The 18,077-nt window shown below is 70.7% G+C and carries 18 protein-coding genes and 2 pseudogenes; 19 read left to right on the top strand and 1 reads right to left on the bottom strand.

Annotated features, from left to right (window positions below; genetic code table 11):
- Positions 1–70: 70 nt before the first annotated feature.
- Positions 71–1,150 carry a hypothetical protein gene (locus tag AFB00_RS30830; RefSeq protein ID WP_156819933.1) on the bottom strand — a complete coding sequence of 360 codons (1,080 nt, stop codon included), beginning with the start codon at positions 1,148–1,150 and terminating at the stop codon, positions 71–73.
- 652 nt (positions 1,151–1,802) lie between these two features.
- On the opposite strand from AFB00_RS30830, the gene AFB00_RS30820 reads away from it, so the two are divergent.
- From AFB00_RS30820 to AFB00_RS35365, 19 genes and pseudogenes are all read left to right on the top strand, one after another.
- Positions 1,803–2,210 carry a hypothetical protein gene (locus AFB00_RS30820; protein ID WP_068801021.1) on the top strand — a complete coding sequence of 136 codons (408 nt, stop codon included), beginning with the start codon at positions 1,803–1,805 and terminating at the stop codon, positions 2,208–2,210.
- Positions 2,207–2,776 (top strand): DUF6879 family protein, encoded by a 570-nt coding sequence (locus AFB00_RS30815; protein WP_068801020.1) that lies wholly within the window; start codon positions 2,207–2,209, stop codon positions 2,774–2,776. Before AFB00_RS30820 ends, AFB00_RS30815 begins: the two co-directional genes overlap by 4 nt.
- A 5-nt stretch (positions 2,777–2,781) precedes the next feature.
- On the top strand, positions 2,782–3,660 hold the full coding sequence (locus tag AFB00_RS30810) for a helix-turn-helix domain-containing protein (RefSeq protein WP_197520042.1): 879 nt from the start codon (positions 2,782–2,784) through the stop codon (positions 3,658–3,660).
- A 17-nt stretch (positions 3,661–3,677) separates the two neighbouring features.
- Entirely contained in the window at positions 3,678–4,862 is a 1,185-nt protein-coding gene (locus AFB00_RS35695; protein WP_083276263.1) for an amidase family protein, read from the top strand.
- Positions 4,863–4,877: 15 nt separating this feature from the next.
- A complete protein-coding gene (locus AFB00_RS30800) occupies positions 4,878–5,402 on the top strand; it encodes a hypothetical protein (protein ID WP_068801018.1) in 525 nt (174 codons plus the stop codon).
- Positions 5,399–6,406, top strand: a complete 1,008-nt coding sequence (locus tag AFB00_RS30795) for a tetrahydrofolate dehydrogenase/cyclohydrolase catalytic domain-containing protein (RefSeq protein ID WP_068801017.1) — start codon at positions 5,399–5,401, stop codon at positions 6,404–6,406. The genes AFB00_RS30800 and AFB00_RS30795 overlap by 4 nt, the downstream gene beginning before the upstream one ends.
- A 113-nt stretch (positions 6,407–6,519) precedes the next feature.
- Positions 6,520–6,756 (top strand): hypothetical protein, encoded by a 237-nt coding sequence (locus tag AFB00_RS30790; RefSeq protein ID WP_068801016.1) that lies wholly within the window; start codon positions 6,520–6,522, stop codon positions 6,754–6,756.
- Between the two features lie 676 nt (positions 6,757–7,432).
- On the top strand, positions 7,433–8,320 hold the full coding sequence (locus AFB00_RS30785) for a hypothetical protein (RefSeq protein WP_231974595.1): 888 nt from the start codon (positions 7,433–7,435) through the stop codon (positions 8,318–8,320).
- A gap of 416 nt (positions 8,321–8,736) precedes the next feature.
- Positions 8,737–9,829: pseudogene (locus tag AFB00_RS30780) on the top strand (IS630 family transposase).
- A 680-nt stretch (positions 9,830–10,509) separates the two neighbouring features.
- Positions 10,510–11,676 (top strand): DUF932 domain-containing protein, encoded by a 1,167-nt coding sequence (locus tag AFB00_RS30775; protein ID WP_068801015.1) that lies wholly within the window; start codon positions 10,510–10,512, stop codon positions 11,674–11,676.
- A gap of 117 nt (positions 11,677–11,793) precedes the next feature.
- Complete coding sequence (locus AFB00_RS30770; RefSeq protein WP_068801014.1) at positions 11,794–12,081, top strand: hypothetical protein; 288 nt, start codon at positions 11,794–11,796, stop codon at positions 12,079–12,081.
- A gap of 99 nt (positions 12,082–12,180) precedes the next feature.
- Complete coding sequence (locus AFB00_RS30765; RefSeq protein WP_068801013.1) at positions 12,181–12,381, top strand: hypothetical protein; 201 nt, start codon at positions 12,181–12,183, stop codon at positions 12,379–12,381.
- Between the two features lie 300 nt (positions 12,382–12,681).
- Positions 12,682–14,427, top strand: coding sequence for a ParB/RepB/Spo0J family partition protein (locus AFB00_RS30760; protein WP_068801012.1), 1,746 nt, complete (start codon positions 12,682–12,684; stop codon positions 14,425–14,427).
- Between the two features lie 459 nt (positions 14,428–14,886).
- Positions 14,887–15,339, top strand: a complete 453-nt coding sequence (locus AFB00_RS30755) for a hypothetical protein (protein WP_068801011.1) — start codon at positions 14,887–14,889, stop codon at positions 15,337–15,339.
- Positions 15,340–15,419: 80 nt separating this feature from the next.
- Positions 15,420–15,875, top strand: a complete 456-nt coding sequence (locus tag AFB00_RS30750) for a hypothetical protein (protein ID WP_068801010.1) — start codon at positions 15,420–15,422, stop codon at positions 15,873–15,875.
- 96 nt (positions 15,876–15,971) lie between these two features.
- On the top strand, positions 15,972–16,373 hold the full coding sequence (locus AFB00_RS30745) for a hypothetical protein (RefSeq protein ID WP_068801009.1): 402 nt from the start codon (positions 15,972–15,974) through the stop codon (positions 16,371–16,373).
- Positions 16,370–16,942 (top strand): hypothetical protein, encoded by a 573-nt coding sequence (locus AFB00_RS30740; protein ID WP_068801008.1) that lies wholly within the window; start codon positions 16,370–16,372, stop codon positions 16,940–16,942. The genes AFB00_RS30745 and AFB00_RS30740 overlap by 4 nt, the downstream gene beginning before the upstream one ends.
- A gap of 358 nt (positions 16,943–17,300) precedes the next feature.
- Positions 17,301–17,708: a single-stranded DNA-binding protein gene (locus AFB00_RS30735; RefSeq protein ID WP_068801007.1), complete on the top strand. Its 408-nt coding sequence runs from the start codon at positions 17,301–17,303 to the stop codon at positions 17,706–17,708.
- A 96-nt stretch (positions 17,709–17,804) separates the two neighbouring features.
- Positions 17,805–18,047: pseudogene (locus AFB00_RS35365) on the top strand (WhiB family transcriptional regulator); the annotation flags it as partial.
- Positions 18,048–18,077: the final 30 nt, after the last annotated feature.

Genomic DNA, 18,077 nt, shown 5'->3' with positions numbered 1-18,077 from the left:
CGGTCCTGTCCGACCTCGACGGTTGCCCTGGACTCAGGGTCGTGGGCCATGCTGTGCAACTCGGCGGGGTTCATGCGCCCACACCCACCGTCACGCCACGATCAGGCCCGACGAGGACCAGCGCATCGGAACCACCGGACAAACCAGCGTGCTCCGGGTCGGTAGACATGCCGGCGGGCCGGGGCAGATCGGTAGTGCGCTCACTCTGTCCCATGCCGAGCTGGCGCTCGGCTTCCTCAATATCGCGGCGACCGGTGCGTGGAGACTGGCCGAAGATCGCGCCGACCTGGGCTCCGGTGAGCTCCACCGACGGTACGAGGCCTGCGCGGATCAGGTCCTTCACCTGCTCGACCCGGACTGCGGGGTCCGCGCGGAGCAGCTCCTCACGCTCCCAACGCACCCCGCCGCCCGCGCAGGCCACCGGGAGACCCTGCGGCTCGGCAGCACCGTCCTCGAGCGCTGCCGAAGCTCGCGGCTCCGCAGCCTCCACCACGGCCGGTTCGGCGGCAGCGATACCCGCCGCCACGGCAGCCTCAGCCACCGTCACCGGACCGTCTCCCGAATCCGCTGCAGCAGCCTTGACCGCCGCGGTGAGACGATCCCGGATCTCTGGCGCAGCCTCGGTCGCGACGAACACGACCAGCGGCGGAACCGAGTGCAGCAAGATCAGCCCCGGATCCAGCGCTCCCCACGCCTTCCAGGTGTTCATCGCATACGTCGCGCCCAGCGTCGCCCAGCGAGCACGACGAGCCCAGGCCGGCGTCGCCAGCTGCCACCGGGATGTCGTCTGCTCCGCCAGGACCACCGCGATCAACACCAGTGACACCATCGGATCGAGCAGCCATGCCGCCCACCAGCCCGGCGACCACTCCTCGGTCCCCTCGGCGCCGAACTCCTGCACGTTTGTCATGCAGAACGCCATCCCGAGCACGATCCCGGTCCACATCAACCGGTTCACCTGGCTCCGGACGCGCTCCACCTGAAGGGCAACCACATCCGGGTGCGTCGACAAGGCGCGTACCTGCGCCGAGTGCTCGGCCTCGGCGGCCAGTTCCGCAGCCCGTTCGCGCAGCGACTGCGCGGACTTACGCGGCCACATCGAGACCACCCGCCGACGTCGCGAGACGAGCCGTCCGAGCCCGAAGGCCACGCAGCCAACTCGCCGTCTCACGTCGAGACCTCTGCGCATCTTGCCCCGCAAGATCCGGGGCGGGCGCCGCCTCGACGGCGCACCCGCGGCACGGCACACCGGCCGCCACGGTCAATGACGCCGGATCGACCAGCAGGCCACACAGCGCGCGGTAGCGCCCGGTGGCCCGGCCGACGGTGAGCTCGTCCGCTGCAACCTCGTGCTCGAGTCCGTCGCCGACAGCGGTCATCAGGACGTTGTCGTCCTGCTGGCTGCGAGCAGGCGGCCAGTCATTAGCGGTGAGGCGGGCATCGGCCGACCCTCCGAGTACCGCCACCACCGGGCGCGCGGGCCGCAGGTGAGGACTCGCGGGTGGGCCCTCGGGCCGGTGGTCTCGGTTTGGGATCCTTGACATGACGGTCGTGCTCCTCGTGCTCGACGGCTGGGTGAGCGCGATCTGTCAGGCCTCGGCGGATGTGGCTGCATCCGTCGGGGCCGCCCACCGGCACATGCCGGGGAATCGCACCTCCGCAGCTTATCCAGTGATACGATGGATAACAAGCGGCGATCTGACGGTTGGAGGGCGCCGCACCCGCTATCCAGTGAGCGATTGACTAGCTGGTCGAGACCGACCGACACTGACCTGGTCACACCCTGACCGGGAGGAACGCCGATGACCGAGCACGTGCCCCATCTCGAGATCCGCACGCTCGTAACCACCGCCAGCGAATGCGGCGAGAGCCGAGTCTGCCCGTCAGTCCACGAAGTCGTCGGCGACACCGAAGACCTGTGGGTCGTGTCCAAGCGGACCACCCCGGCCGAGGCTGCCCCTTTCCAACACCTGCTCGACAAGGGCGAAGTCGTCGGCTGGATGCCTGCCGGGCTGCTCCCGGCCGAGTGCGACGCAGTCGCGCGCACCCGTGGGGTTACTGGACCTGGCCTCCATCCGGATCGGGTGTACGTGATCTCATCCGAGGTCACCGGAGAGGTCGAGCTCATCGCCTTCGCGGAGCTGTTCGACCCCATCACCGAACAGCTCGGGACGGTCAAGGCACAGGTCCTGGAGGGAGTAGCAGCATGATCGACGAACAGCAACTCGAAGCTGCCATCGACAAGCACTTCCACCACGCCGGGGACCGTCTGTTCCGGATGGAGTGCCTCCCCCGCTACATGGCGAGCGAGGGCGAGGAGAGCGACTTCCAGCGCTACCTCGCCGGGGCTGACGGACCCGACATGGAACGCAAGGAGCAGTGGCTTGCCATCCTGCGGGGCGAAGAGGCCCGCGGGCTGATCTCTTATCGCGTGCGCGCCTTCTCCAACGCCATGACCGAGTACGAGCGGTACGAAGCTGACTGGTGCTACGTCCACAACGCCGCAGCCGGGGAGGACATCTCCGTACTCCGCGCTGGCGAGCACGACACCCCAGCGACGTTCATCCGCGAAGACTTCTGGCTGGTCAATGACGCGCTGCTGATCCCGATGCAGTACGACGAGCACGGCCGCTTTCTGAGCGCCGACATCGTCACCGACCCCGACCTGATCGCGCCGTACCTGCGGGCACGCGACGACGCCCACTCGGCGGCGGAACCGTTTCGCGTGTGGTGGGACCGGCACCCCGAGCTGCACCACCGCCAGAGGGCAGCCTGAGCTCAGTGCCCGATGCGCAGTCGAGTAGCTCACCGGACAGCCTCCCGCTGTCCGGTGAGCTACTGCGCGCGCTGCGTGAGCAGACCGGCCTCAGCCAGAACCAAGCACGCAAGGCAGCCGGCGTCGGGCAGTCCTCGCTGTCCCGCACCGAGGCCGGCGAGTCTCGACCGACCCCACGACTGGTGCGCGCGGTGCTGCAGGTTTACGCGCAGCAGGGCGTCGACTCACTAACCCCCAAGCGCATCGACGAGCTCGTCGAGCAGGCACGAGCCCTCGAGGCCGAGCGTGTGGACGCCCGTGTCGTCTTGCAGAGCGGGAGCGCCCACCGGTTCCAGTGGCGCATTCACGAGGCCGAGCGAGTCGCCCGCCTGGTGCGCTCCTACCACCCCTCGGTGATCATCGGCCCGCTGCAGACACGACGCTACGCAGGCGCGGTGTTCACCCCCGACGCACAGCTCGACGAGCAGGACGCGGCTCAGTCCGTCGACGCCCGCATGGAGCGGGCCCAGCTACTCGCCGATCCCGGTCGCTCCTGGCAGATGGTGCAGAATGAACAGGCCCTGCGCTGGCCGGTCGGCAGCTACGGGCAACAGGCCGAGCAGCTGGAAAGCATCGCGCGCATCGCTGCCCAACCGAACGTCATCTTCCGGGTGCTGGCTCTGGACACTGTTGCACCCCGTCCCGCGCCGGTGTCGGGCTTCCACCTCTACGACGACACACAGGCACTCGTCGGCACCGAATCCGGCAGCACCTTGATCCAGGACCCCGACCTCATCGCCATGTACGCGCAGCTGCACGCCGAACTCTCAGAACTCGCTCTGTCCGAAGCCGAGTCACTCGAGCTGGTGCGACACCTGGCGGACGACTACCGAGAACGAAGCTAGCCACCTGCCGCTTGCACATGCGACAGACTGAGGCAGCACTCATCCGAGGAGACACAGCCACCACACACCACACCGCGGACAAGCAGGCGCCGGCCGCAGCTGCGATCGAGCAGGCGCGGCGCCTGGATCCAGCGCTGCGCGCGTTCCTCTCCATCGGTCTCGACACCGGCGCGCCACCTCATCCAGGCGACACAGCTGAGTCTCCGCTGGACGGTCTACCGATCACGGTCAAGGGCGAACGAGGCGCCCGGCTCCCTGGCGTACAAGGTCTTCTCCGAGCCGGCGCCGTGCCCATCGGGGCCACAACCGTCCCTCGTGGCCGGCGCGGCTACCAGACCTGGGGCTACACCGATCGCGGTCCGACGCGTAACCCGTGGCGCTCGGATCTGTCTCCCGGCGGGTCGTCGGCCGGCGCGGCCGCGGCAGTCGCGGCCGGGATCGTCCCGCTGTCCTGCGGTAGTGACGGGGCCGGGTCGGTCCGGATCCCGGCAGCGTGGTGTCACGTGATCGGCTTCAAGCCGAGCACCGGCCGCGCCCCCACCTCCGACCCGACTGGGCTCGCCGTACCCGGTGTGCTGGTCCGCGAACCCGCCCTACTGCGGCCCTGGGCCGCAGCCGTGCTCCTCGACTGGTCCCTGCATGCAGCGATGTCAGAGACCCCTCTGGCGGCCGCAGGCTGGTCGGCCACCCTCGGTTTCGCGGGGCCGCACCTCGACCCCGAGGTCGCCGAGATTGCCGAGCGGGCAGCTCAGGCCCTGTGCGCCCGCGCCGGCCTGGCCCTGTCCCGACCGGGGGTCCACCTAACCGATCCCGAGAGCGCGTGGATGACTCTGCGCAGCTCCACCTCGAGTGCAGCAGACCGGCGCCTCGCACAGCGAACGCGACACGACAACAACAATCGACTCGCCGAGCTTCTCCAGAACTTCGACCTGTTGATGACGCCCACGACCCCCGGGCGAGCACATGGCCACGACGGTCCCGGCGCACACCTGAGCGTCGCACTCACCTGGGGCATCAACCTCTCCGGGCACCCCGCAGTGAGCGTCCCGGCCGGTTTCACCGCCGACGGCTGCCCGGTCGGTCTGCAGATCATCGCCCGCCCCCGCGGCGACGAGCTGCTGCTGCAGCTCCTCGAGAACCACGTACCGCCGGCCCCGATCGCGCCCCTTGCGCAGCAGGCCATGACGAACCTGGAGCCGTGAACGATGATGACCGCTATGACTACGGCCCACACCCACGGCCTGACGCTGGCCAGCGACGCGATCCTGAGCTGGCCGCACCGCTACGGGTCGACCACGTCGTGCCTGGCGCGCCTGCGCGGCACCCGCGACCCGGCAGCAACCGACCGCCTGCTGCTGACCGTCGTGCTCAGCGAGCTGCGCGGCCAACCCCGCGGCCACTACGTCCTCTCCGACGTCGCCGGCGCCGCGAACAGCGCACGCGCCCAGCTCGTGCCGGGCAGCGTCGACCCGGGCGCGATCACGTGGCTGGTGCACCACGGCGAGTTCTCCAGCGCCGACCCGACCGGACCGGAATCGCTGACCCGCGTCGACCTGCACTGGACCCTCGACCGCTACAGCGTCCCGGCCTGGGACGAGGTGACCCGACTCGACTACGACGACTCCCGCCAGCTACTCGACGGGCTCCGCCTGCGCCCGGTCGACGAAGTCCTCGCCGCGATGCCCTGGGACATCCCCCGACCCCGACAGGACGGCGGCGACACTGGCGCAAATCAGGGATGATCGACACACCCCAGCCCCGCACGATCCCCGGCCGCGCGATCCTGGCCGAGGTGCGTGACACCTACCGCGACGCCTACGCCGCCACCCTGCAGCAACACGGGACTCGCATGATGGTCGTGCGGTTCGCGCCGACCACCCATGACACCGTCTGGGCCGCCCGGATGGAGGCATCCCGCGTCTCGGCCGAGCAGAAGGTGCGCACTTTCACCGCGCTCGGCGCCACCCCAGACCACATCGTCGTGCCCGACAGCGCCGGCATCAGCGAGATCGCCGGCATCATCCACCGCGCCAACGACGACCCCCAGGTCACCGGGATCATCGTCCAGGCCCCGCCACCGCAGCCCGTGCTCGCGCTGCTCAACGAGATCGACCCCGCCAAGGACATCGACGCCCTCGGCATCTTCGCGCCACGCACGGCGTGCGCGACCGCCGACGGCGTCGTACGCGTCGCCGAGCCCTACCTACCCGACGCCCGCATCGCGGTCGTCGGCAGCAGCGGCTTCGTCGGCTCCGGTGTCGTAACGCTCCTGCGCCAGGGCGGCCACGATCCGATGCTGTTTGAGAACGGGGACGACCTGCGCCGTCTCCGCGACGCCGACGTCGTGCTCTCGACCACCGGGAGCCCGTGGCTGCTGACGCCCGACCACATCCACCCCGGGCACCGCCTGGTCGTCGACTCAGGATTCACCCCACACCCGGACGGGCCCCGCGGTGACCTCCACCCTGATGCTGCAGCGCAGCCGCAGGTCGTCACCCCTGTGCCCGGCGGAATCGGGCCGGTGGAGATGGCGGTACTCGCCGAACGCCTGCTGCATCAATGCGCCGCTCCCGAACTCGGTGCCTGGCGGTTCCACGGACTGGACACACAGCACCAAACCCTGACGACAGTGCACGACGATGTTGACTATCAGCTACAGCATCGCCACGAGCTCCAAGGCCGGGAGCCTGAAGCCCAAGAGCTGGGCTACGACCGCAATGAGGAGAACGGGCTCGACCTGAGCTGATAGGCGCACTACTCCGCCCTTCCGGCGGGGGCTCGGGTCGGGGAGCCGGGCGAAACACGGAGTCGCGGCGCGTCGGCTCAGCTGTATCAGAAACCTGTGGCAAGATCCCGCGCATGCCGAAACGGGAAGCCCACGGCGGGCGCCCCTCCAAGGGGGCCCGCGACACGATGGTGACCCGGCTGCCTGCCAACGAGGGCGCCGCGGTCCGTCAGCTGGCCGTCGACCTCGACTGGAGTTACTCCGACACGCTGGCAGCCTTGATCAGGCTCGGCATGCAGCACCGTGAACAGCTGCCGATCACATCCACCAGCCACGGTCAGGAGGAGCTGCCTCTGCACAAGGCCTCCTAGACAAGAACGAGGCGACCCCCCGGCCAGGGGGCCGCCTCGGTTCGTTCTCGCATCAGGTCGGACCAGCACCCGCCTGACGCCGTAGCCCCGGCGAACCGGGGCCAATCCCCCACCTACGAAGAAGGGGCGCTTTCGCGTGTCCAGGATACATCCTGGGCCGGGAGCCAACCACCACACACACGGGGCGAGTTCGTCGTGCCCAGAACCAGAGCGCTCGCCAGCAGCGGGCACCGGGTTCTGCACTCTGTGTTACGAGCACGGCGCATTCACCCTGGCCTCCGGTCCTTCCCAGCTCTGCCTGCTCCACCAACTGCCACTCAACGCTCAGCGGGCAACCGACAACTTCGGCATCCGCGCCGCGGTCGCACCGAGCCGTACTCCTCGGGGTAAGGCCGCCCGCCGCCGCAGCGGACCTGCCAGCGGCCCTGGCCGTAGGAGTCGGGCGCTACCGCCGAGCAGACGGGCGCAGGCTCGCGGTGTCGCCAGAGCCCGCGCTCGCCACCGCGCCGGGTTCGTCCCGCACCCGGGCTGGCGCCACTTCATCGACCGCGAGTACCGGGTCCTGACCGCCCAGTCCGAGGCCCTCGACCACGTCGCTCGTCTCGTCGACGACGAGGACTGGCGCGCGGATAAGCGCCGCAGCTGGTCAGCGATCCTGCACAGGCTGGTGTGCCACATGGACTGGGAGACCGGACTGATCACCGGACTCACCGCAGAACGGCTGGGGGCCGCCGGCGGCCGGGCCGAGCGCACGGTCTCCCGAGTGCTGGCCTGGGCCCGCGACTGCGGGCTGCTCGTCGTCGTCGAACCGGGCGCGAGCGCGGAATTCCTCGGCACCGACACCGGCCGGACCCCCACCTACGCGCTGGTCGCCCACAGCCCGCTGCCCCGCCTCGACGCTGGTCTGACCCTCGCAGATGAGGCTGCCGATGAGCAGCATGGATTCCAAGGTCAGGACACTGTGGATGAAAGTGGCGACCTCCCCACTACTCACGTGTCTACTAAGCCCTTGTCGGGCGGCAGACGGCCGCAACTCGGCTCATTACCCACCTGGCACCCCTACGACGTGCCCGACACCGCCGGTGCCAGAAACGCGGCAACTCTCTCGTTGATCACACTCCTCGGCCTAGGAGGCCGAAAAGGCCGCAAGATCGAGATTTGGCGTGCCCGGGCTCTTCTCAAGCAGTGGTGGGAAGCCGGTGCCACCGTCGCCGGGCTCCGGCACGCCCTCGAATACCACCCCGACCGGCCTGACCAGGCCCGTGGACCGGTCACCACCGATGCCCGCGACCCGCTACGGGTCATGGGGGCACGGCTGCGGCCCTGGCGCGGGCGGCTGCACGAGATCCGCGCCGTCCAGATCGGCCACATGCGCTGCACCACCGCTCCGGCTTCCGATTGCCGGCAGCCACCGGTCCTGCAGCGCGGTGCTAGGCCGGTAGTGCAGCTCGACCCGGCGCTGCTGGACCGGCCGGCCGGCCGGGGGGCGCGGCAGGCTGCACGGGAGGCACTCAGCGAGCATCTGCGCCAGCTCCGGGAAGCTCGCACCGGTCACGTGCCCTGACCGGGCACACAGCGGCCCGGTGCACCCCGGGCGGCGCGGCTAGTGACCAAAACCGCTGGTGAGACACTTGCGAATGCGCCCACGCGGATCGTTGGGGGCATCTGGCCCGTGTGTTCGCGCCGCGCTGCGGCCAGTGCTTCGCGGCGGACCTGATTCGGGACCTGATCCAGCGTCACAGACAGGCTGTCGAATACAGCGGCCATCGCCAGCCCGATGTCCTGGCCATGTAACCCGGCGTAGGTGACCTGCACCGCGCGGCGCCGCAGCTGCCGGGCGAAGTGTGCGAGCAGGAGGCCGCAATCACGGAGCTGGACCGCGGCACGTTCCTCGGAGGCGCGCATCACCGCTGCCCACTCGTCCGGGGATCGAGCTAGTGTCCTGAGTTGTTAAATCGCTGTCGGTTGTTAGGCTGCGGCATGGCGACTCGGGGACCGAAGCCGGCGCGGATCATCCTGACCGACGACGAGCGGTCCCAGCTTGAGTCGTGGGCGCGGCGACGAACCAGCGCGGCCGGGTTGGCCACCCGGAGCAAGATCGTGCTAGCTGCCGCCGAGGGTAGGTCGAACACCGAGGTCGCGGCCTGGTTGGGGGTGTCGCGACCGACGGTGACGACGTGGCGGTCCCGTTTTGCCGAGCACCGCCTCGACGGGTTGGTCGACGAGCCGCGGCCGGGGCGTCCGCGCACGGTCACCGACGAGCAGGTCGAGCGCCTGGTCGTGCTGACCTTGGAGACGACACCGGCGGATGCGACTCACTGGTCGACCCGCTCGATGGCAGCCCACCTAGGCATGTCGCAGACGACGGTGTCGCGGGTGTGGCGGGCGTTCGGACTGGCGCCGCACAAGACCGACTCCTGGAAGCTGTCGAAAGATCCGTTGTTCGTGGACCAAGGTCCGCGACGTCGTCGGTCTCTACCTCGACCCGCCCGAACGCGCGCTGGTGCTGTGTGTGGACGAGAAGACCCAGATCCAGGCTCTCGATCGCACCCAGCCCGTCTTTCCGATGCTGCCCGGCAGCCCGGCGCGGGCCAGCCACGACTACGTCCGCAACGGCACCTCGAGCCTCTACGCCGCCCTCGACATCACCACCGGCAAGGTCATCGGCTCCCTGCACGCCCGCCATCGGGCGGTCGAGTTCGGCAAGTTCCTGCGCACCCTCGACCGCGAAGTCCCCGCCGAGCTCGACGTGCACCTGGTGCTGGACAACGCCTCCACCCACAAGACCCCGGCGATCCGCCGCTGGCTGGCCGCTCACCCGCGGTTCGTCCTGCACTTCACCCCGACCAGTTCGTCATGGCTCAATCTCGTCGAGCGCTGGTTCGCCGAGCTGACCACGAAGAAGCTGCGGCGTTCCACCCACCGCTCGGTCCGCGCGCTCAACGCCGACGTCCGAGCCTGGATCAAGACCTGGAACGACGATCCCAAGCCCTACGTCTGGACCAAAACCGCCGACGAGATCCTCGACAGCGTCGCTCACTACTGCAAACGAATCACTGACTCAGGACACTAGGCGCGGAGCGCATCAGCGGTCCAACGCACCGTGCGCCGCAGCTGCAGCTGCACCGGCCAGCCTGCCGAGAGCTCGGCGGCCGCGGCCGAGAAGATGCCCGCGACCCGACCGGCGACCACCCGGTCCGGGATCGGCGGCACCCCCGTTCGACCAGGCCGGCCACGACGCGCAGCGCCGAGGCCTCGGCTTCGATCTCGGCGCCGACTCGGTGGGCGTAGCGGTCGTAACGACTGTTCTCGCCCATCCCCCAGCCTCGCGTCGCGGCGTCCAGCTTTGTGGTCCGTCGGGGTGCTTCCCCCACCCCGACGGACCCGCGCAGCCTAACTCAGATGGGAACAATAGTTCGAACTATGGGGTTCTGCGTGGTCATTCGGTGAGCGCAGGGTTCCGGTGAGGTCGCGACCGCAGCTGGATGGGCCGTGGTGACTCTGCACCCCGCGGCCCGGCTTACCCGCCGATGCCGCCCCTGCCGCACCCGACACAGGTGACACCACCAGGTCTGTGTCGTCAGCTGCGGGATGGGTCGTCGGAGTGGTGTCACACCGGTCGGGCGAGCGCGCGGCCCCGCCGCGCCGGGCCGCGGGGTGCGGGCGAGTCACGTCCCACCACAGCGGTCGGGACCGCACCGGCCCCGCTTCCCCAGGGGCCGGTGCGTACGCCCGAGAGAACGGAACCCCGCCATGGAGCAGACCACCGACCAGAACGCCGTCGTGCTGACCACCCGCAACGCCGACCTGAGCGACATGGTCGAGCTGCTGCGTACCCAGCAGGCAGCCAAGACCGACCACGTCGTCGCCGCGTCCGCCTTGGCGGCCCAGGACGGGCAGATGCTGGTGCACGGCGCCGGGGTCGAGCTGTCGATGGACGGAGTCACCACCGGTGACCTGAGCCTCACCCCGACCCGTACCGCCGACAGCGGCATCGCCGACAAGCTCGGCATCCCGCCCGCCTACCTGCGGCGAACCCGCGAGCAGAACATCGACCTCTACGACGCCAACGTCAACGGCTGGCTCACCCACCGGCCCGAGCGCCGGTTCCTGGTGCGCGGCCTGGCCGACGGCGACGGACGGCACGGGGTGATGAGGGCGCTGCTGTCGGACCGCTACCGCCCCATCGAGAACCTCGACGTGCTGATGACCTGCCTGGACGGGATCCGGGAGGCCGGCCACCCCGTCGACATCGTCTCGGCGGACCTGTCCGAGTCCCGCATGTACGTCAAGATCCGCTCCACCGCGGTCGCGGCGATGGCACCGGCCTTGCTGCGTGGCTACACCTCCCCGTTCTCCGGAGACCGTGGCGCCGACAACCCGACGGTGTTCGCCGGGTTCGTCCTGACCAACTCCGAGACCGGGCAGGGCAAGTTCCGCCTCATCCCCCAGCTCACCGTCCAGATCTGCAACAACGGCATGACCCTGACCCGCCACGCCATCAATGAGGTCCACGCCGGCGGGCGCCTCGAGCACGGCCAGATCGACTGGTCGTCCGACACCCAGGCCGCCAGCCTGGCCCTGGCCAAGAACATGACCCGCGACGCCGTGGGCAAGTTCCTCGACCCTCACTGGGTGGCCGAGCGCATCGCCGAGATCGAGGCCGACGCCGGGGTCGAGGTCACCCGCCCTCAGCAGACCATCGAGCACGTCAGCAAGAAGCTGCGCTTCTCCACCGCCGCCCAGGACTCGATCCTGACCCACTTCATCCGCGGTGGGGCCCCGACCTCGGGTGGGGTGCTGCACGCGGTCACTGCGGCCGCCCAGAGCATCCCCGACGTCGACGAGGCCTACGAGGTCGAGTCACGCGGCATCGAGGCCATGCAGCTCTCGGCCACCTTCGCCGCGGCCGCGAGCTGACCGCTCCTCACCTCGGTAGCCCGTCCGACCGGCACCCCCGCTCGTCGTCAGCGGGGTGCCGGTCGGCGGGCCGGGGCGTGTCTGACCACCATCCCCTTGCGAACAGGAGCTCCAGCGATGACCACGATTGCCGACATCCGGCGGATCTTCTCCGTGCGCGGTATCGATCCCGACCAGCTCACCCAGACCCCACCCGACAGTCACGGCACCCCCGCGTTCGTGCTCACCACACCGGACGGGACACGGGTGTGGTTCGCCCCGCTCGAGCGGGCCGGCTGGCGGATCGGCTGGCACTACCTCGTCACCGCCCACGGTGCGCTGGTCGAGCACGGCCGTACCGATTCCACCATCGCGGAGAGCGTCCTACCGGTCCTGCACCGCCACACCAACCGGCGTGCCGCGTGATCCCCGCAGTGCTCGCTTACCTCGCCCCGCCGGCCGCGCACCGGCCGTTCCCGCTGTGCGCCGACGCCCCCTGCCCAGCGGTGGATTCTCGGGCTGTTTGTGGCCTGGCGGGATCTCCAGGACGACGGCGGCGGGTCGATCAGCGGTGCTGATCTGGTCGGCCATCTCGATGAGATGTTCACCGCGATCGGGCTGGACGACGACACCAGTCTGCTCGAGCTCGCAGCGCAGTGCCTGCCCCCTCGCGAGCCACGTTGCCGGCACAGCCACGACCACGACACCGCCGTCGAACAGCAGTAGACGGAGTCGCCGGAGTGTGGGTCCGCCCCGCAGCAGGGGGCGGACCCCACGCTGGCATCCCGACGGGTGGCTCGGTGATGAACCTGCCGCGGGGTCCCCGCGGGTGAACCCGCCCCGCAGCTACCTGCATGCGCACCACCACCGCCCGGCGGGTCCACACCGCCGCGACCACGGCAGAACCCCCACCGAGCCACCCGTCGGGCCGCCGGAGACGCGCAGCGCGCCCCCGGCCATCGGGGACGCACCACCCGGCCAGCGACGCCGGGTGGACATCACCGGTGAGTGAAAGGCCTGCTGCCCATGACCACAGAACCGACCACCGAAGCGACCACAGAAGCGACGGTCGGCACCGACGACCAGTCCGACACCGAGTTCGCCACCACCCGCCCGGGGTTCGACACCAGCGCGGCCCTCAGCACGCTCGACCAGCTCGGTGAGCTGGCCTGGGCCGACCCCGCCGAGCTGGTGTTGGAGGTCAACACCCGCACCGAGGTTCAGCTCGACCCGCACTTCTGCGCCTCGGTCCGCGACCGCGGTGTACGTGAGCCGATCAGCGTCTACCGACGCAACGACGGCGACGGCGACGGCGACGGGGTCAGCGTGCTGGTCGTGCGCAAGGGCCAACGTCGCACCCTGGCCGCGCTCAAGGCCGGCCTGGCACGCGTGAGGGTCCTCATCGAACCCCAGCCGACCACCGCTGACATCGACACTGAACCGGAGCGGGCTCGACGCACTCACGACGCCGAACGGATCATCGACCAGCTCACGGAGAACCAGCACCGAGCCGACATCTCCGATGCCGAACAGGTCACCGCCCACCAGCAGCTGCTCGGGCTCGGGATGTCCGCGGCGCAGATCGCGCGCACCACGCGGACCCCGGCCAAGCGGGTCCGCCAGACCACCGCGGTCGCCGGCAGCGCCCGCGCGATCGAGGTCGGCGCCCGCTACGACCTCGATCTGATCCAGATGTCGGTGATCGCCGAGTTCAGCGACGACGACGACGCCGTCGCCCGGCTCACCGAAACCGCGCTACAGCGGCCTCACCAGCTCGCCCACGCCGCGCAGCGGCTGCGTGACACCCGCGCCGAGCGGGTCCTGTGCACTGAGCTCGAAGACCAGCTGCGCGAGGACGGTGTCACCGTCCTGGGTCGTGACGACGCCGGTCACGACACTGCGATGACCCTGGCCCGGCTGCGGCCCAGCCTGGACGACCCGTCAGGTACCGAGCTCACCGAGGATGCCCACCGCGACTGCCCGGGCCATGCCGCGACGGTCACGGTGCGCTTCGACTTCGACCAGGGAAAGACCGCCCACACGCTGTGGGTGTGCACCGACCCCGCCACCCACGGCCACGCCGAACGCTACGACCGCCCGAACAGCAGCCAGAAGCCGGCGGCGCCGGTCGGGGAGACCGACGAGCAGCGTCAGGCCCGGGAGGACCGCGAGCGTGAAGCCGCGCGTGAGACACGCCGCACGGTGATCGCGAACAACAAGGCGTGGGAGTCCGCGCAGGTCGTGCGCCGCGACTGGCTGCGCGAGCTGTTCGCGCGCAAGGCTGCCCCGAAGGGAGCGGCGATCTTCGTCGCCGCCGAGTTCGCCCAGGGCGACCACGACCTGCGCCGGGCGATGGAATCCGGCAACGACCTCGCCTCAACACTGCTCGGGCTCAGCGACGCAGGCGGCGGCTACAGCTACTATAGCGGCAGACCCAGCCCCGTCGCCGAGGCCGCACGCTCCGGCTCCGCAGCCCGGGCCACCATGCTCGCGCTCGCCTTGGTGCTCGCCGCCTATGAGGACGGCACCAGCCGCGACAGCTGGCGCAACCCGACCCCGGCGACGCGCCGCTACTTCGCCCAGCTGCGCGATTGGGGCTACGCCCTGGCCGACGTCGAGCAGCTCGTCCTCACCGACGACGCCACCGACGACACCACCGACGACGCCACCGAGGACACCGACGTCCCCCAGGACGCCGGCGACGCCGTTGATGTCAACGAGCAGGGTGCACCCGAGGGTGAGGAGGACAGCGAGGCAGCGGCCCTTGGCTGATCGTCACCTCGTTCGGGGCGGGGCGCCGCAGCGTGCCCTGCCCCGTGGGGTGTCCGGCGGGACATGTCGGTGGTGGGCCGGGTCCTGGAGCCGGGGAGGGCTCGGGCCGGATCGCCCACAGGTCAGCACAGCGGCGGTGGGGTGCGCGGCGATGAACCCGTCCGACCCGGCCGGGTGAGACCGCCAGGACGAGACGGGCCGTAGCGGAGCCGGTCAGCCCGGTGCCGGCGGCGAGGACCCGGGGTGCCGCTCGGGCAGGGCCGCCGGTCACCTGCTGGGCCCGTAGCCGGGGAGCGGGCCGGTAGCGCCTGTTCCCGGCCGGGTCCTGGTCCCGGCCGCGGTCTCACACCGGCCGGGCCAGACCGAACCCCCGCCGCCCCTGCGGGGCCCCACCGCCGCCGTGCTGAGGCAGAGCCGCGTTCCAGCCACCGAGCCTCACCGACCCCGTGGAGGGCCACCATGACGATCACCAACACGAACACCAGCACCAGCGTCGGTGCCCGGCGCGGTGAGGCGTTGAGCCTCGACCGGCTCCGGGAGCGCTCGACCCGGTTCGACGGCTTGGGCGTCTCCATCGCGCTGGATCCGCACTGGATCCGGCTGGTCGTCTCCGACCACGACGGCGCGGTGGAGATGCGCTGGCTCGCAGCACAGTGGGCCAGCTGCGCGGGGACGGCCGGTCTCTCGGTCACGCTGCACTCGGTCCACCCGCTGTGTCCGGAGCGGTGGGCCGAGGAGCTGGGTGAGGACTGCGAGCTCACCGGCGACGAGGTCACCGTCGGGATCTGCTACCCCGACACGCTCGCCGACGATGCCCTGGCCCGCGACATCCGGCCGATCGTCGACGCCGCCGACCTCGGACCCGTGATCGTGGCCCTGGCCGGCTACCACCGCGACCTGCTCAACCGCTGAGCCCCGGCGAGACCGGCCCACCGGGACCGGGTCCCGCCGCGTCGTTTCCCATTCCACCTTCTCCAGAGGGGTCATTCATCATGCCCACCTTCGCCATCACCGAGGACCAGCTCACTGCTGCGCTGCACGCCGTGGTCGCCGACCGCGGCCTGAACTGGACCTACCCCGACATCGACACCGACCCCGACGCCTACGTCGACCCGCAGGATCACCACCCGCTGTTCGCCGAGAACAGCGTCGAGCACGGGCTGCCCTCGTGCCGCTACGTCAGCGCCGACGGCCACCGCCCGATGTGTCTGATCGGCGCCGCGCTGCACCGCGCCGGGGTCTCCCTGCACGTGCTCGCCGACCACGAAGGCGCCCTCGCCGACGCCGTCCTCGATCTCGTGATCGAACCAGTCCTGCCCGACCTCGTCTCGTCCGCCGCCCGCGCGGCGCAGAACGTCCAGGACGACGGCCGCACCAGCGGCGACGCCCTCGCCGCCTACCACAACGTCCTGATCGCCGGGCGCGTGATGGACCGCGCGAACCCCTGACCACCTCCGGCCAGGAGGACGGGCACTCCCGTTCCCCTGGCCGCCGATCACCACAGGCTCTGGCTCCGAGCCGGTCCCGAACGAGAGGCACACGCGATGAACACCCTGGCCCACATCAACGGCGAGATCCTCCACGTTCCCGGCCTGACCCTCTGGGGTCGGCGCCAGGTCCGCGGACTCCACACCAAGCACTCGCTGATCTGCTCCGGCCCCGCCGGAGCCGTCGAGCTCTGGGCTCACCTCGATGCGCCGGACATGGGCGGGGTGGAGTTCCACGACGTGCGCGAGCAGGTGCCCGGCGAGGGCCCGCAGCCGTGTGACCTGATGCCCGGCGGGATGTGCTTCGTCGAGGGCAGCAGCGGCATCTACACCCGCCAGTTCCTCCCGATGATCACCGCCGGGGAGTCCCGCGACGTCTGCGAGCACCTCACCGACCTCTACGCCATCCACCACGGCGGCCTGCCCGCCCGAACACCAGCAGCAGGGAGCCGACCGTGACCGTCACCTTCTTCCCCGCCGAGCCCGCCGCCGGTGCGACCGTGCTCGGCGCGTCGATCCACTGCCTCGCCGACCCGCGCCAGGACCGGCGACGGTTCCGCGACTACACCGCCGCGACCGCGGGCCTGGCCGAACACCACCGGTTCTGCACGGATCCGTGGTGCGCCGGCCAAGCGGGCTACGTCGTCGAGTACCGCAGCACCGACGACGAACCACGCCTGGACGTGGCCAGCGTCCAGGCGCGCACGCTGCTGCGTGCCCTGGGCCTGTGCCCGGAGATCGGCGCCGGCGACCTGCACCCGGCGTCCATGGCCGGGATCGCGCCGTCCACTCCGCAGGACGCCGAGGATGCCCTGGTGGGATCTCTGCCCGCGGAGCTGATGCTCGGCCGGGTCGAGCTGGCCTTGGCGGCGGCGCCCGCCGACGCCGGCGTACCAGCCACCGAGCACCGCGACGGCGCGGTGATCGACTTCGGGCGCCAGGCCGGGTGGCTGCAGGACCGGCTCACCGTGCTGCGCGAGGTCACGCTCTACGCGCGAGCCCACCAGCGCGACGTCGTCTGGGTCTGAGCATGGGTCTGGGCTGTCTGGGCGCTGTGGCTGTCTGCTGACGGCGGCCGTGCCCGCCACGCTGCGACGCGTCGGCCGGGAACGAGTGCCCCCGGTGGGGCGGGATGCCTCCTGGGGATGTCGGTGCCCAGGTGTGGAGACGCCCGAAGGTCAGCACCCCGGCGCGAGGTACGTGCCGATGAACCGGCGCCCGGACGCCGAGCGGGTGGGACAGGGGCCTCACTGCGTTCGGACCCGCTTCGCGGATTCCCACCCGCTCGGGCCAGCACCGAACCCCCGCCACCCCTGACGGGCCTCGCGCCGCCGCGCTGAGGCAGGGCCGCGTCACCAACCAGCCCGACACCCCCTGGAGGTACCCATGAACGAGATCACCCTGACCGGCAACATCGGCAAGGCGCCCGAGCTGCTCTACAGCGAGCACACCGGGGACGCGGTCCTGCGGTTCTCGATCGCCCAGAACGACCGGTACTTCGATCGCCGCAGCGGCGAGTGGCGCGAGAACCCCCCGGTCTGGACCGAGGTGGTCGCCTTCCGCGAGCTGGCCGAGAACACCGCGGAGTCGCTGCACGCCGGGGACGCCGTGATCGTGATCGGCAAGCTCGCCGACAACTCCTTCACCCCCGCCGGGGCCGACTACCCGGTCCGGCGCACCGAGCTGCGGGCCCAGACCATCGCCGCCGACCTGCGCCGCGCGAGGGCGACGGTGACCCGCCAGCCCGGGCGCGAACGAGCCGGTTCGACCACCGCTCCCCAGACGGCCGACTGACCCCCGGTCGGCCACCGGGCGGGGCACCCAGCCACCCCTCAGGCGGTGCCCCGCCCGGTCTCCACCCCACCCGACCGCCGAAAGAGGTGAGCAGCGATGAACTTCCTGGACAACGCCCTGCCGTGTCGCGACGAGGACCCGGAGCTGTTCTTCGTCGTCGGGTCCGGGCCAGCCGCCGAGCGCCAGCTCGACGCCGCCAAGGCCGTGTGCCGCCGGTGCCCAGTCATGGCCGCCTGCCGGGAGTGGGCCCTGTCCACCGGGCAGATCGGGGTATGGGGCGGGCTGAGCGAGGACGAGCGCCGCGCCCTACGGCGAGGCCGCGACGCCGGCCGCCCCCGCCGCACCGACCACCGGACTCCACGCAGTGAA

Origin of the sequence: Pseudonocardia sp. HH130630-07 (assembly GCF_001698125.1) — a bacterium.
GTDB lineage: Bacteria > Actinomycetota > Actinomycetes > Mycobacteriales > Pseudonocardiaceae > Pseudonocardia.
Note: the sequence above shows the minus strand (reverse complement) of the source record. Positions and strands in the feature narration are given on the sequence as shown.

What these genes read in the sequence shown, in the direction of transcription:
- AFB00_RS30755 (WP_068801011.1), top strand. Translation starts at nt 14,887, where the DNA reads ATGACGATCACCAACACGAACACCAGCACCAGCGTCGGTGCCCGGCGC.
- AFB00_RS30760 (WP_068801012.1), top strand. Translation starts at nt 12,682, where the DNA reads ATGACCACAGAACCGACCACCGAAGCGACCACAGAAGCGACGGTCGGC.
- AFB00_RS30775 (WP_068801015.1), top strand. Translation starts at nt 10,510, where the DNA reads ATGGAGCAGACCACCGACCAGAACGCCGTCGTGCTGACCACCCGCAAC.
- AFB00_RS30820 (WP_068801021.1), top strand. Translation starts at nt 1,803, where the DNA reads ATGACCGAGCACGTGCCCCATCTCGAGATCCGCACGCTCGTAACCACC.
- AFB00_RS30815 (WP_068801020.1), top strand. Translation starts at nt 2,207, where the DNA reads ATGATCGACGAACAGCAACTCGAAGCTGCCATCGACAAGCACTTCCAC.
- AFB00_RS35695 (WP_083276263.1), top strand. Translation starts at nt 3,678, where the DNA reads ATGCGACAGACTGAGGCAGCACTCATCCGAGGAGACACAGCCACCACA.
- AFB00_RS30735 (WP_068801007.1), top strand. Translation starts at nt 17,301, where the DNA reads ATGAACGAGATCACCCTGACCGGCAACATCGGCAAGGCGCCCGAGCTG.
- AFB00_RS30745 (WP_068801009.1), top strand. Translation starts at nt 15,972, where the DNA reads ATGAACACCCTGGCCCACATCAACGGCGAGATCCTCCACGTTCCCGGC.
- AFB00_RS30795 (WP_068801017.1), top strand. Translation starts at nt 5,399, where the DNA reads ATGATCGACACACCCCAGCCCCGCACGATCCCCGGCCGCGCGATCCTG.
- AFB00_RS30770 (WP_068801014.1), top strand. Translation starts at nt 11,794, where the DNA reads ATGACCACGATTGCCGACATCCGGCGGATCTTCTCCGTGCGCGGTATC.
- AFB00_RS30750 (WP_068801010.1), top strand. Translation starts at nt 15,420, where the DNA reads ATGCCCACCTTCGCCATCACCGAGGACCAGCTCACTGCTGCGCTGCAC.
- AFB00_RS30800 (WP_068801018.1), top strand. Translation starts at nt 4,878, where the DNA reads ATGACTACGGCCCACACCCACGGCCTGACGCTGGCCAGCGACGCGATC.
- AFB00_RS30785 (WP_231974595.1), top strand. Translation starts at nt 7,433, where the DNA reads ATGGACTGGGAGACCGGACTGATCACCGGACTCACCGCAGAACGGCTG.
- AFB00_RS30790 (WP_068801016.1), top strand. Translation starts at nt 6,520, where the DNA reads ATGCCGAAACGGGAAGCCCACGGCGGGCGCCCCTCCAAGGGGGCCCGC.